Source organism: Prauserella cavernicola (assembly GCF_016595675.1).
Lineage (GTDB): Bacteria > Actinomycetota > Actinomycetes > Mycobacteriales > Pseudonocardiaceae > Prauserella_A > Prauserella_A cavernicola.
Genome location: NZ_JAENJH010000004.1, coordinates 589,885 through 603,315 on the forward strand (window position 1 = coordinate 589,885; position 13,431 = coordinate 603,315).

Annotated in this window: 13 protein-coding genes and 1 tRNA gene; 12 read left to right on the plus strand and 2 right to left on the minus strand. The window is 70.3% G+C overall.

What is annotated here, in order from left to right; all coding sequences use genetic code 11:
- Positions 1–141 precede the first annotated feature (141 nt).
- From JHE00_RS20290 to JHE00_RS20300, 3 genes are read left to right on the plus strand one after another with little or no spacing between them, the layout of a single operon-like run.
- Positions 142–1,116, plus strand: a complete 975-nt coding sequence (locus JHE00_RS20290; protein ID WP_200320330.1) for a MetQ/NlpA family ABC transporter substrate-binding protein — start codon at positions 142–144, stop codon at positions 1,114–1,116.
- A gap of 11 nt (positions 1,117–1,127) precedes the next feature.
- On the plus strand, positions 1,128–2,159 hold the full coding sequence (locus JHE00_RS20295) for a methionine ABC transporter ATP-binding protein (RefSeq protein ID WP_200320483.1): 1,032 nt from the start codon (positions 1,128–1,130) through the stop codon (positions 2,157–2,159).
- A complete protein-coding gene (locus tag JHE00_RS20300) occupies positions 2,156–2,812 on the plus strand; it encodes a methionine ABC transporter permease (RefSeq protein ID WP_200320332.1) in 657 nt (218 codons plus the stop codon). Before JHE00_RS20295 ends, JHE00_RS20300 begins: the two co-directional genes overlap by 4 nt.
- On the opposite strand, the gene JHE00_RS20305 is transcribed toward JHE00_RS20300, so the two are convergent.
- On the minus strand, positions 2,801–3,778 hold the full coding sequence (locus JHE00_RS20305) for a glycoside hydrolase family 113 protein (protein ID WP_200320335.1): 978 nt from the start codon (positions 3,776–3,778) through the stop codon (positions 2,801–2,803). The two genes, JHE00_RS20300 and JHE00_RS20305, sit on opposite strands and share 12 nt — an antisense overlap.
- Positions 3,779–3,962: 184 nt before the next feature.
- Between JHE00_RS20305 and JHE00_RS20310 the strand changes: the two genes are divergently transcribed.
- Positions 3,963–5,423: an MFS transporter gene (locus tag JHE00_RS20310; protein ID WP_307832028.1), complete on the plus strand. Its 1,461-nt coding sequence runs from the start codon at positions 3,963–3,965 to the stop codon at positions 5,421–5,423.
- 9 nt (positions 5,424–5,432) lie between these two features.
- Positions 5,433–6,017, plus strand: a complete 585-nt coding sequence (locus JHE00_RS20315; protein ID WP_200320337.1) for a TetR/AcrR family transcriptional regulator — start codon at positions 5,433–5,435, stop codon at positions 6,015–6,017.
- A 453-nt stretch (positions 6,018–6,470) separates the two neighbouring features.
- On the opposite strand, the gene JHE00_RS20320 is transcribed toward JHE00_RS20315, so the two are convergent.
- Positions 6,471–6,992 (minus strand): hypothetical protein, encoded by a 522-nt coding sequence (locus JHE00_RS20320; protein ID WP_200320339.1) that lies wholly within the window; start codon positions 6,990–6,992, stop codon positions 6,471–6,473.
- A gap of 122 nt (positions 6,993–7,114) precedes the next feature.
- Between JHE00_RS20320 and JHE00_RS20325 the strand changes: the two genes are divergently transcribed.
- The 7 genes from JHE00_RS20325 to JHE00_RS20355 all read left to right on the plus strand — a co-directional run.
- Positions 7,115–9,103 (plus strand): heavy metal translocating P-type ATPase, encoded by a 1,989-nt coding sequence (locus JHE00_RS20325; protein ID WP_307832029.1) that lies wholly within the window; start codon positions 7,115–7,117, stop codon positions 9,101–9,103.
- A gap of 50 nt (positions 9,104–9,153) precedes the next feature.
- Positions 9,154–9,765, plus strand: coding sequence for a TetR/AcrR family transcriptional regulator (locus JHE00_RS20330; RefSeq protein ID WP_200320341.1), 612 nt, complete (start codon positions 9,154–9,156; stop codon positions 9,763–9,765).
- 14 nt (positions 9,766–9,779) lie between these two features.
- On the plus strand, positions 9,780–11,324 hold the full coding sequence (locus JHE00_RS20335) for an MDR family MFS transporter (RefSeq protein ID WP_200320343.1): 1,545 nt from the start codon (positions 9,780–9,782) through the stop codon (positions 11,322–11,324).
- Positions 11,325–11,365: 41 nt separating this feature from the next.
- Positions 11,366–12,565, plus strand: a complete 1,200-nt coding sequence (locus JHE00_RS20340) for a metal-dependent hydrolase family protein (RefSeq protein WP_200320345.1) — start codon at positions 11,366–11,368, stop codon at positions 12,563–12,565.
- Positions 12,566–12,634: 69 nt separating this feature from the next.
- Positions 12,635–12,708, plus strand: a tRNA-Ile gene (locus JHE00_RS20345).
- Between the two features lie 115 nt (positions 12,709–12,823).
- A complete protein-coding gene (locus tag JHE00_RS20350; RefSeq protein ID WP_230424557.1) occupies positions 12,824–13,159 on the plus strand; it encodes a hypothetical protein in 336 nt (111 codons plus the stop codon).
- Positions 13,160–13,215: 56 nt separating this feature from the next.
- Positions 13,216–13,431: transposase (locus tag JHE00_RS20355; RefSeq protein WP_200320347.1), on the plus strand; the 216-nt coding region annotated here is incomplete at its 3' end.

Below are 13,431 nucleotides of genomic sequence, written 5' to 3' on the forward strand. Positions count from 1 at the left end.
CTAGCACGTCCGCGCTGGAACCCGGGAGTATTTCCACGATCTGGAACGTGACTCGGACGGGTGATCGGCGTCGGTAATCTCCGCGATGTCTGATCCCGCCCGCACCACCTGCGGGCGAGCTGGCTCGAGAGAAAGTCGACTATGCCTGAGAACAACGAGCCGGAGAACGCCTCGAACAACGAGAGCTCCGGCGAACTCGGTCTTCCGGACAAGCCGAGGAGGACCAAGCCGATCCTGCTCGGCGGGATCGCCGCCGTGCTGGTGGCCGTGCTGGCGGTGGTCCTGATCGTGGTGAACACCGGATCGGACGAGGGATCCTCGGACCGGGCCGTCGTCAAGATCGGCGTCGCCGACGCGAGCAAGGAGTACTGGCAGACGTTCATCGGCATCGCCGCCGACGAGGGCATCGACGTCGAACTGGTGAACTTCAGCGACTACCAGCAGCCGAACCCGGCGCTGTCGCAGGGCCAGACGGACCTGAACCTGTTCCAGCACCTGTTGTTCCTGGCCGACTACAACGTCTCCAACAACGACGACCTCACCCCGATCGGCTCAACGTACGTGGTTCCGCTGAGCGTGTACTCCGACAAGCACACCGACCTCGCCCAGATCCCCGACGGCGGCACGGTGGCCATCCCCAACGACGCGACCAACCAGGCTCGCGCGCTGCTGGTGCTGCAGTCCGCGGGACTCATCAGCCTCAAGGGCGGCGGGAACGTGCTCTCCACACCCGCCGAGATCGACGAGGCCGCCTCGAAGGTCAGCGTCACGCCCGTGGACGCGTCGCAGACCGTGCCCGCGCTGCCCTCGGTGGACGCGTCGGTGGTCAACAACAACTTCGCCCTCGACGGTGGCCTGGACCCCACGACGGCGCTCTACGGCGACGACCCGAACAGCCCCGTGGCCGAGCCATACATCAACATCGTCGCCGCGCGCGCCGAGGACAAGGACAACCCGACCTACCAGCGCATCGTGGAGCTCTACCAGGACAAGCGGGTCTCCGACCTCGTGCAGGCCGACTCGAAGGGCACGTCGGTGTTCGTCTCGCGGACTTCCGAGGACCTCGAGGGCGTGCTCTCCCGGCTCACCGACACGGTGCGGACCGCGAAGCAGTGACCGACGCACCACTGTCCGACGCACCACTGATCGAGTTCCGCGACGTCACCAAGACCTTCGCCTCGGGCAGCAGGCAGGTGACCGCGCTGGACGGCATCGACCTGAGCATCCACGCGGGCGACGTCCACGCGATCATCGGCTACTCCGGCGCGGGCAAGAGCACGCTGGTCCGGCTGATCAACGCGCTGGAGCCGGTCACCTCCGGCTCCGTGCTGATCGACGGCACCGACATCACCACCCTCGGCGAGCGGCGGTTGCGCGAGCTGCGGCTGGGGATCGGGATGATCTTCCAGCAGTTCAACCTGCTGCGCTCGCGCACGGTGTTCGGCAACGTCGCCTACCCGCTGAAGATCGCGGGCTGGGACAAGGACACGCGCAAGGTCAGGGTCGCCGAGCTGCTGCGCTTCGTCGGCCTGAGCGAGAAGGCGTGGGACTACCCGGACCAGCTCTCCGGCGGGCAGAAGCAGCGGGTCGGCATCGCGAGGGCGCTCGCGACCAACCCGAAGATCCTGCTCGCCGACGAGTCCACCAGCGCGCTGGACCCCGAGACCACCGGTGAGGTGCTGCGCCTGCTCAAGCGGGTCAACACCGAGCTGGGCGTCACGATCGTCGTGATCACGCACGAGATGGAGGTGGTGCGCGCGATCGCCGACCGCGTCGCGGTGCTCGACGCGGGCCGTGTGGTGGAGCAGGGCGCCGTGCTCGACGTGTTCGCCGAGCCGAAGACCGACACGACCCGCCGGTTCGTCGAGACCGTGCTGCACGACCGGCCCGACGGCGAGGACCTGGAGCGGTTGCGTGCCCGGCACACCGGGCGCCTCGTGACGGCGGGCATCCGCGACGACCGGCGGATCGGCACGGTGCTGTCGGGCGCCGAGCGCAAGCACGGCGTGCGCTTCGAGATCGTCTACGGCGGCATCAAGGAGCTCGCCGGTGAGCCCATCGGCAGGCTGACGCTGGAGCTGACCGGGCCCGAGGCGGGCGTGGACGCGCTCGTCGCGGACCTGCGGGAGGTCACCGAGGTCGAGGAGCTGACGGCATGAACTGGGACGTCCTGGGGCCGGTGCTGCTCGACGCGGTCGGCCAGACGCTGATCATGGTCACCATCACGATGCTGGTGGGCGGGTTCCTCGGCCTCGTGCTCGGCATCCTGCTCTACACCACGCGCAAGGGCGGGCTGCTCGCCAACCGGGTCGTGTTCACGGTGCTCAACGTGCTGGTGAACATCATCAGGCCGATCCCGTTCATCGTGTTCGTGACCGCGCTGGGCCCGGTGACGATCAACGTGGTGGGCACGACGCTGGGCACGGTCGCGGCGACGTTCGCGCTCGTGGTGGCCGCGACGTTCGGCATCTCGCGCATCGTCGAGCAGAACCTCGTGACCATCGACCCCGGTGTGATCGAGGCGGCGCGCGCGATGGGCGCGAGCCCGCTGCGGATCATCACCACGCTGCTGGTGCCCGAGGCGCTGGCGCCGCTGATCCTCGGCTACACGTTCGTCTTCGTCGCGGTGGTCGACATGACGGCGGTGGCGGGCGCGGTCGGTGGTGGCGGGCTCGGCGACTTCGCGATCGCCTACGGCTACCAGCGGTTCAACTGGGTCGTCACCGCGGTCGCCGTGGTGATCATCATCGTGCTCGTGCAGGCCGCGCAGTTCGCGGGCAACTGGCTGGCGCGCAAGGCGCTACGGCACTGACCCGGTCGGCTCGTACGCCCGCGCGACCGCGTGGAAGGCATCCTTGGGCTCCCAGTGCGGATCGCCGGGCCTGACCTTCACGACGCCGAACCCCGCCAGGTCCAGATCGCGGCGGGCTTCGGCGTCGTGCGGGAAGTCCGGCATGGCGTAGGTGAACACGAAGCACCCGTGCACGCCCTCGGCGTCGAACAGGCCGATCAGTTCGGCGAGGTAGCGCGCCTGCACGCTCTCGTCGCGCACGTGGCCTTTTCTCACCCTCGGTGGATTCGTGAACCAGTTGACGGCCAGGAACGAGTTGGGGCCCCTGCGCTCCGCGCCCGCGAACGCGCCGCAGCCGAACTCGGTGACCACCAGCGGCCTGCCCGCTCCGGCCACCACGTCCCGCAGCAGCCGTTCGTAGGCCGCCGGGTCGTCGCCGAACCGGTAGAGGTTCACGCCCGCGACGTCGAAGGCCGACCAGTCGACGTCCTCCCAGAACCCGGCCGCGTAGGTGAGCGGCCCGTCGAACGCGGCGCGCGCGACGGCGACGGCCTGCCCGAGCAACCTGTCGAGCCCGCGCGTGATCCGGCGGTCGAAGAACCGCCTCCAGCGCCTCAGCACCTGGAGCCGTACGAGCTCGTGCGGGCCGGGCAGCATGCCGCGCAGGCGCAGGGAGAACTCGCAGCCCACGACGAGCGTGACGCGTCCGGGGTGCTCGGCGCGCAGCCGCTGCGCACCCGCCGCCGCGCGGGCGAGGTGGGCCAGCACCTCGGCATGGGAGCGGTCGGCGAGGTTGGGCTGCACCCAGACGTCGAGGTCTGCCTCCAGCGCTGAGCCGGCGGCCGCGAGCAGGCGATCGAGGTCGGCTCCGTCGAGCACCACGGTGTCGCAGTGCAGGCCGTGCTTGATCACCCGCAGGTCCCGTTCCGCACGCTCGGCAGGGATGTCGTCGACGCGGTAGGTGATCCCCCGGATCGCCAGGCTCATGGTGACGATCGTGGCAGAGCCGCGCGGTGAGACACGGATCATGCGGCGTTTTGTCCGCCTCCGCTGGTCGGCGGATTGCATCCCGGGGGTGAACACGGGTTTACTCTGTCGGGAGGGCGGTGAACACGAGTTCACCGCCCGTCGCCTGCCTGTCACCCACCGCCAGTGAAAGGGGAGTCCTGTCGTGACCGGGACGCTGTCCGCTCCGGGGTCGTCACCAGCCAGCTCGAAGGTCGCCATCGGCGTCCTCGCGTCGTCGGGCATCGTCGTGTCGCTGATGCAGACGCTCGCCGTCCCGCTGCTGCCGGAGTTCCCCCGGCTGCTCGACACCACGGCGTCCAACGCGGCCTGGCTCATCACCATCACCCTGCTGACCGGGGCCGTCTTCGCGCCCGTGCTCGGCAGGCTCGGCGACATGTACGGCAAGCGGCGGATGCTGCTCGTCGCGCTCGGTGCGATGGCCGTCGGCAGCGCGCTCGGTGCGGTGAGCAGCGAGTTCCTGGTGGTGCTCGTCGCGCGCGGACTCCAGGGCATCGGCATCGCCGTGATCCCGCTCGGCATCAGCATCATGCGCGACGAGCTGCCCGCCGACCGCGTGGGCTCCGGCATCGCGGTGATGAGCTCGACGCTCGGCGCGGGCGGCGCGGTGGGGCTGCCGCTGACCGGGCTGGTCGCCGAGTACGCCGACTGGCACTGGCTCTTCGCCGGATCGGCGCTCTTCGCGGTGTTCCAGATCCTGCTCGTGCGCTCGTTCGTGCCGGAGTCACCGGTGCGCAGCGGCGGCTCGTTCGACACCGTCGGCGCGGTGGGACTGTCCGCGGCGCTGCTGTGCCTGCTGCTGCCGGTCTCGCGCGGCACCATGTGGGGCTGGGACAGCCCGCTCGTGCTCGGCTTGTTCGCCGCCTCGGTGGTGCTGTTTCTCGCGTGGGGTTTCTACGAGCTGCGCGTGCCCGCGACGCCGCTGGTGAACCTGCGGATCTCGGCGCGGCCCGCCGTGCTGCTCACCAACCTCGCCTCGATCCTCATCGGGGTCGCGATGTTCGCCTCGTTCATGGTGAGCGCGCAGATGCTGCAGGCACCGACCGGCACCGGCTACGGCTTCGGGCTCTCCCTGATGCTCAGTGGCGTCGCCCTGCTGCCGGTGGGTGGTGCGATGGTGGCGTTCTCCCCGCTGTCGGCCAGGATCTCGCGTCGCTGGGGTCCCGGCGTCACGCTGGTGCTCGGGGTGAGCATCCTCGCCGTCGGCAACCTGGCGCGCCCGCTGGTGCACTCGCCGCTCGCGGGCGTGATCGTGGTGGTCACCGTGACCGCGATCGGTGCCGCGCTGGCCTACGGCGCCGTGCCCGCGCTGATCATGCGCGCGGTGCCCCTGTCCGAGACCGCCGCGGCCAACAGCCTCAACGCGCTGTGCCGCTCCATCGGCACCTCGACGTGCAGCGCGCTCGTGGCCACCGTCTCCGCGGGAATGCTGGTGCGGGTCGGCGGGCAGACGTACCCGTCGCTGGACTCCTACACCGTGATCTTCCTGATCGCCGGTGGCGCCGCGGTGCTCGCCGGACTGATCGGGGCGCTGACCCCGTCGCCGAAGCCCGAGACCGTGACGGTGCCCGCACGGGTGGCGGTCACCGCGGGCGGGCCGCGTTAGCCTTACGCGGTGTCCACTTCGGAACCGCTCACCGCGACGACCGACGAGCAGCGGCGCGACGCCTGCCTGACGCGTGCCGCCGTGCTGCGCGCCGCGCGGCGGAGGTTCTCGCTGCACGGCTACGCCGACGTGAAGCTGCGCGACATCGCCGCCGACGCCGAGGTGAGCGCCGCGCTGGTGCTGAAGTACTTCGGCAGCAAGGAGGAGCTCTTCGCGGAGGCCTCCAGCTTCGAGTCCGACGCCGCGCTGCTGCTCGACTGCCCGTTGCCGGAGCTCGGTGAGCACCTCGTGCGCACGCTGCTCGACCACCACGAGCGCACGCAGGCCGATCCCTTGCTGCGCGCGCTGTTCACGTCGTCGCGGCCCGCGGGTGCGACGTTTCGCGAGAACTTCGAGCGGCAGTTCGTCGCCGAGCTCAGCGACCGGCTCAGCGGTCCGGACGCGAGGCTGCGGGCCGAACTCGTGTGCGCGCATCTGATCGGACTCGGCGCGACACGCCTCGTACTGCGCATCGGCTCGGAGCCGACGGAGCGAGTGATCGCCAGAACCGGCCCGCTCTTGCAGGGCTGGCTGGACGGCACGGCCTTCGCGTAGGGGTCCCGCGGTGGTAGGTGCCGGGCCTGGCTACCGCGAGTCCCGCACTCAGGCCCGCGAGTCCCGCACTCCCGACGCCGAGTTGCGCGCTCCGGACGGCGAGTTGCGCGCTCTGGACGGCGAGTTGTGCGCTCGGAACCGCGAGTCGTGCATTGGGACCGCGAGTCGTCCGCTCGGAACCGCAGTCGTGCGATCCGGACCGCGAACTGTGCACACGCCCACCCGCTGCGACGGACCACACCGCGCATTCGTCATCGGGAGTGAACTCGCGTGCGGGAACCGCGGACTGGCCGTCAGGAGCGGGGGACTCGCAAGCTCGAGCGGGGGACTCGCGTTCCTGGGCGGGGGACTCGCGAACCTGGGCGGGGGACTCGCGAACCCGAGTGCGGGACTCGCGAACCTGGGCGGGGGACTCGCGGGCACGCGCCCGGAGCTCACCGGGATGCGGCTGGGTTACGGCTCCGGGACCAGGGTGCCCAGGTCGATGCCGGGTCCGTTCTCGGCTTCGTCGATCTGCTGCTGGATGTCGGGCGAGATGGTGTCGACCAGCGGCGGCCGGGGTGCGGGGCTCATCGCGCGCTCTCGCGCGACGGCGTCGCTGGAACCGTCGGAGCCAGCCGACCCGCGAGAGTCACTGACGCTGCCACCCGCGGGCACCGCCGGGGCCGGGGCCACCTCGGCCACCACGGCGTCGGCCTGCGGCACGACGGGCGCTGTCTCGGGGGAGGGCTGCGGAGCGGCTGCTGGCCTGCTCGCCGGCGTCGGCTCGGCGGCGGTCAGCAGCCGGAGTTCCCTGATCTCGTCCAGGTCCCGCACCGCCACCACGGAACCGGCTGGCGCGGCGGGCCGCGCGGTGGGCTGGCGCGCGGCCTGGTCCTGCGGCCAGAACGCCACGGTGAGCACCGAGGCCGGCGCGGCGACCGCCAGCAGAGCGAGCGGAATCCACAGCGTGCGTCTGGACAGCGAGCTTCGCATGAGTGTGTTCGTCCTTCGTCCCGGTCGTCCTCGCGAGAGATCAGGACGAATGCCCCGAATCTAGCAGGAGATCCTTTGCCAGGGCGCTTGCATTTATACCCCCTGGGGGTAACCTGGCCGCCGTGGATACGACACAGGGCGGGCACGGCGACCACGCGGCGGTGTTCAGGGACAAGTTCTGGCTGAGCCTCGTGCTCGCGCTGCCCGTGGTCGCGGCCAGCGGCATGGTCGGCGACCTGCTCGGCTACGAGGTCCCGAGCTGGGCGGGCTGGGTCTCGCCGGTGCTCGGCACGCTCGTCTACCTCTACGGCGGCAGCCCGTTCCTCACCGGCGCGATCGGCGAGCTGCGGTCCCGCGCGCCCGGCATGATGACGCTCGTCGCGCTCGCCATCACGGTCGCCTTCGTCGCGAGCGGGCTCACCACGCTCGGCATCGGCGGGTTGGAGCTGGACTTCTGGTGGGAACTGGCGCTGCTCGTCGTGATCATGTTGCTCGGTCACTGGCTCGAGATGCGGGCGCTCGGCCAGGCATCCGGCGCGCTGGAGGCACTGGCCGAACTGCTGCCCGACACCGCGGAACGAGTGGAGGGCGACGAGATCCGCGCCGTCGCGCTCGCCGAGTTGCGCGTCGGCGACACGGTGCTGGTGCGCTCGGGCGGGCGGGTTCCCGCCGATGGCAGCGTGGTCGAGGGCGGTGCCGAGCTCGACGAGTCGATGGTGACGGGGGAGTCGCGCCCGGTGCGCCGCGACGTCGGCGACCGCGTGGTGGCCGGGACGGTCGCCACGGACTCGGCGATCCGCGTGCGCGTCGACGCGGTCGGCGACGACACCGCGCTGGCTGGCATCCGGCGGCTCGTTGCCGACGCGCAGGGTTCGCGCTCGCGCGCGCAGGCGCTGGCCGACCGCGCCGCGGCGATGCTGTTCTGGTTCGCCCTCGGTGCGGGCGCGCTGACGTTCGCCGTCTGGCTGGCGCTGGGCGACGCGACGCCCGCCGTGGAGCGCGCGGTGACGGTGCTGGTCATCGCCTGCCCTCACGCGCTGGGTCTCGCCATCCCGCTGGTGATCGCCATCTCCACCGCGTTGTCGGCGAAGTCGGGAATCCTCGTCAAGGACCGGCTCGCGCTCGAGCGGATGCGCACCGTCGACACCGTGCTGTTCGACAAGACGGGCACGCTGACGCAGGGCCGCCCCGCCGTCACGGCGACCCTCGCGGCGGGTTCCTTCACGAGTGACGAGGTGCTCGCGCTGGCCGCCGCTGCCGAACGCGACTCCGAGCACCCGCTGGCGCGCGCCATCATGGCGGCCGCCACGGAGCGGGGCGCCGTGCCTGCCGCGCGGGAGTTCCGCTCGCTCACCGGCAGGGGAGTGGAGGCCACAGTGGACGGTCGTGCCGTCGCCGTGGGCGGTCCCGCGCTGCTGCGGGAACGTGGTGCCGAGCCGTCCGCGGACCTCGCGCGCGAGACGGGGGAGTGGTCCGAGCGCGGCGCGATCGTGCTGCACGTCGTGGTCGACGGCGAGGTCGCTGGTGCGCTGGCCCTGGCCGACGAGGTGCGCCCGGAGTCGCGCGAGACCGTGCGGCGCCTGCACGCCGACGGGATCCGGGTCGTGCTCATCACCGGCGACGCCCGCGCGGTGGCGGAGACCGTGGCCAAGGACCTGGGCGTGGACGAGGTGTTCGCGGAGGTGCTGCCCGCCGACAAGGACGCGGCCGTGAGCGAGCTGCAGAGCCGCGGCGAGCGCGTGGCGATGGTGGGCGACGGCGTCAACGACGCGCCCGCGCTGGCCCGTGCCGACGTCGGTATCGCGATCGGTGCGGGCACCGATGTCGCCATCGAGTCGGCGGGTGTCGTGCTGGCCTCGGACGACCCGCGCGGGGTGCTCGCCACGCGGCGGCTCTCGGCCGCCGGCTACCGCAAGATGTGGCAGAACCTGACGTGGGCGACCGGCTACAACCTGCTGTCGGTGCCGCTGGCCGCCGGCGTGCTCGCGCCGGTCGGGTTCGTGCTTCCGCCCGCGGCGGGCGCGATCGCGATGAGCCTGTCGACAGTGATCGTGGCGCTCAACGCTCAGCTGTTGCGCAGGCTCGACCTGCGTCCCGAGGGCGCTGACTGAGCTCTCGAAGCAGTTTGTGCAACGTTGCAGTTTCTGCAACAATCGCCGACGTGGAATCAGCGACCACTCCTGGCCTGCGCGAGCGCAAGAAGCGGCAGACCCGGCGCGACCTGCACCTCGCGGCACTGAGGCTGGTGTTGGACAACGGGCTCGAGCACGTCACCGTCGACGAGATCAGCGCCGAGGCCGGCTACGCACCCCGCACGTTCTTCAACCACTTCCCGACCAAGGAAGCGGCACTGATCATCGAGATGGGCGAGCGCGTCACCGACCTGTTCGCCGACCTGCCCGAACGCATCGAACCGAAGCAGCTCGTGGCGACCGTGCTCGATGCGGTGGTGCGGCAGTCCAACCTGCAGCCCGCCGTGGTCGACGACGTGAAAGCCCACCACAGGCTCATGGAGCGGCATCCCGAACTGGTGCCGCAACAACTGCGCGCCTTCGAGAGCGCCGAGCAGTTGCTGGTCGAGGAACTGCTCCGGCGCGGTGGCGGGGACTCGGCGTGGCCCGGCGCGGAGGTGGCGGCCTCGATCGTCACCTCGCTCATGCGGGTCGCGCTCCAACGCTGGATCCGTGACGACGGCGAACGCCCGTTCGCCGACTTCCTGCGCACCGCCGTCGGCACCGCGCGGGAGCTCACGGCCGAACCCCTCACGCGCTGAACGGGAGCACCTTCTTGACCATCACCGACACCGGAGACCGGCGGGCCTTCACCAGCAGACAGGTCGGCGCGATCTTCGCGTCGCTGCTGCTGACGATGCTCATGGCCTCGCTCGACCAGACGATCGTCTCCACCGCGATGCCCACGATCGTCGGCGAACTGCACGGCATCGAGCACCAGGCCTGGATGATCACCGCGTACCTGCTGGCGGTGACCATCGGCATGCCCGTCTACGGCAGGCTCGGCGACCTCATCGGGCGCAAGAACCTCTTCGTCGCCGCCATCGGGATCTTCCTCGTCGGTTCCGTGTTGTGCGCGCTGGCCGCGAACATGACCCAGCTGATCTTCTTCCGTGGCCTGCAGGGACTCGGCGGCGGTGGCCTGATGATCCTGTCGCAGGCGATCATCGCCGACGTCGTGCCCGCGCGCGACCGTGGTCGCTACATGGGCGCGTTCGGCGCGGTGTTCGGCCTGTCGTCGGTGGGCGGTCCGCTGCTCGGCGGATTCTTCACCGACCACCTCGACTGGCGCTGGTGTTTCTGGGTCAACCTGCCGCTGGGCCTGCTCGCGCTCGTCGTCGCCATCACCACGCTCAAGCTGCCGAAGGGCGAGCAGAGCAGGCCGAGGCTCGACTACGCGGGCACCGCGCTCATGGCCGTGGCCGTGACGTGCCTGATCCTGGTGACGAGCTGGGGCGGCAAGGACTACGAGTGGTCCTCGCCGGTGATCCTGTGGCTGAGCGTGGCGTTCGTGGTGTCGACCGCGCTGTTCGTCTACGTCGAGAACAGGGTCGCCGAGCCGATCGTGCCGCTGACGCTGTTCAAGGACTCGGTGTTCACACTGTCCACAATGGCCAGCGTGGTCGTCGGCTTCGCGATGCTCGGTGCCGCGGCGTTCCTGCCCACGTTCCTGCAGATGGTCACCGGCGAGAACGCGACCAACTCCGGACTGCTGATGCTGCCGATGATGGGCGGCCTGCTGGTGACCTCGATCGTGTCGGGTCAGCTGATCAGCAAGACCGGCCGGTACAAGGTCTATCCGATCGCGGGCAGCGCGGTCGCGTTCGCGGGCATGCTGCTGCTGGCCACCATGACGGCGAGCACGCCGGTGTGGCAGTCGGGGGCGTACATGTTCGTGCTCGGCGCCGGGATCGGGCTCATGATGCAGGTGCTGGTGCTCGTCGTGCAGAACGCGGTGCCGGCCAAGGACGTCGGCACGGCGACCTCGACCAACAACTTCTTCCGCGAGATCGGCGCCTCCATCGGCACCGCGGTGTTCGGCTCGATCTTCGTGGCGCGGCTGACGGACGGGTTGAGTGAGATGCCGCCGGAGCTCGCGGCGGGAGGGGCCAGGCAGGTCGACGCGAACGCGATCACGCCGCAGCTGGTGCAGTCGCTGCCGGAACCGTTGCGCGACTTCTTCGTCAACGCCTACGCCAACGCGCTGACGCCGACGTTTCTCTACCTGGCTCCGTTGTTCCTGGTGTCGCTGGTGATCTGCCTGTTCATCAAGGAGCGTCCACTCGCGACCGAGACGGGAAAGCAGCCCGCCGCCGTGTAACAGCGGGCGCACCGGCCGCGACTCCTGCTCGAGGAGTGGCCATGGAGAACAGAATCGCGGTTCGGGCGAGGCGCGCGTTCGATGGCGAGCGGGTGCTGCGCCAGGGTGCGCTGGTGCTGGTGGCCGACGGACGGATCGAGGCGGTCCGGACGTTCGGCCCGGTGCCCGACGGCTGGGAGCTCGTCGAGGTGCCCGGCGCGACGCTCATGCCGGGGCTGATCGACGCGCACGCCCACCTGTGCGGCGACAGCGAGTTCGGCGCACTGGACCGCGCTGCCACCTATTCCGACGCCGAACTGGACGCGGTGATCGAACGGGCCCTGCGCGCCCAGCTCGCCGCCGGGGTCACGACGGTGCGCGACCTCGGCGACCGGGACTTCGCCGCCGTGAGCTGGCGGGACACCCCGGGACTGCCTGCCGTGGTCGCGGCGGGACCGCCGATCACGAGCCTGCGGGGACACTGCTGGAACCTGGGCGGAGAGGTCGCTGGCGAGGCGGAGATCAAGGCCGCGGTGGCGGAGCGGGTGGAGCGCGGCGTCGACGTCGTCAAGGTGATGGCGAGCGGTGGATTAGCGACCGAGGGAACGGATTTCCTGGCCTGCCAGTTCACCGACGCGCAGCTGGCGTTGCTGGTCGCGCAAGCGCATGCGGCGGGCCTGCCGGTGACGGCGCACGCGCACGGCCTGCCCGCGGTGGAGCAGGCGATCGACGCCGGTGTGGACGGCATCGAGCACTGCACGTGTGTGACGCCGCAGGGCGTCCGGATCACCGACGCGCTGCTGGACACGCTGGCCGAGCGCGAGATCGCGGTGTGCCCGACGCTCGGTCTGGTGGGCGATGCGGAGCCGCCGGCGAGGATCCGGGAGTTACTGGAGCGAACCGGGTCGACGCCGGAGGAGCGCACGCGGCATGCGGCGCGTATGCACGAGGCGGGCGTGCGGCTGGTGTCGGGCGGCGACTCGGGCATCGCGACCCCGAAACCGCACGGCATGCTGGGCCACTCGGTGGCCGACCTGGCGCGAGGCGGCGTCTCCCCGGCGGCTGCCCTGGTCACGGCGACGTCGGTGGCCGCACAGGTGTGCGGTCTGGGTGAGCGCAAGGGCAGGCTTCGAGAGGGCTACGACGCGGACCTCCTCCTGCTCGAAGGCGACCCGCTCACGAACCCCGAAGCTCTGACGAACCCTCCCGCGCGGACAGTCCTGGCGGGCACGGTGCTCGAGACGGCGGAGCACCGGCTATAGTGCGATTTGCTGGGCTCGACGTCGGCCGCGAGGCTACCGAGCGCAGCCAGGGGAGCGGCAGCTCCCAGGGGGCCGGTAGCTCAGTTGGTTAGAGCAGGGGACTCATAATCCCTTGGCCGCGGGTTCGAGCCCCGCCCGGCCCACAGCTCTGACCAGGCAATACTTCTTCTCGGTTCAGTCCTCAAGATCGCTTGTCCATGGTTTTGTCCATGGGGCGATCGTTGACGTGGTCGTGCTTGTGCCCGGACGCTGTCGGTCATGACTGGGGCAGAGCAGGGAAGCGACCGCCGAGGTAGAGGCAATATCCGCCGCCGTGGCGAGGCGCTGCAGGTGCGGGTCTACTCGGGTGTCGACCCGGTGACGGGCAGGGAGCTGTACCTGTCGGAGACCGTCAGGGGCACCGACAAGGCTGCTTATCGTCGCGCCGACAAGGTCATGACGACGCTACAGGCGCAGGTGGACAAGCAGCGCTCGCCGAGTACGACGGTGTCGTTCTCGTATGCCATTGATGAGTGGCTGCGCACGGCTGACATCGAGCCGACGACCCGTCATGGCTATGTCGGTTACCTCGACCGCACGATCGGGGGCTGCTGAAGGGTTCTGTGACATCTGAGTTCGCTTGCTGAGGTGCAGGCTGGAAGGATGTCTTTGTGCCCAAGCCGTATCCGCGTGAGTTCGGTGAGGACGTGGTCCGGGTCGCGCGTAACCGCGAGTCGGGTGTGACGATCGAGCAGGTCGCCGGCGACTTCGGTGTGCATCCGATGACGTTGCACAAGTGGTTGCGCCAGGCCGACGTCGAAGACGGAGTCAAGTCGGGTGTGTCGTCGGATGCGGCAGCTGAGCTGCGGGAGCTCAAGCGTCGTAAT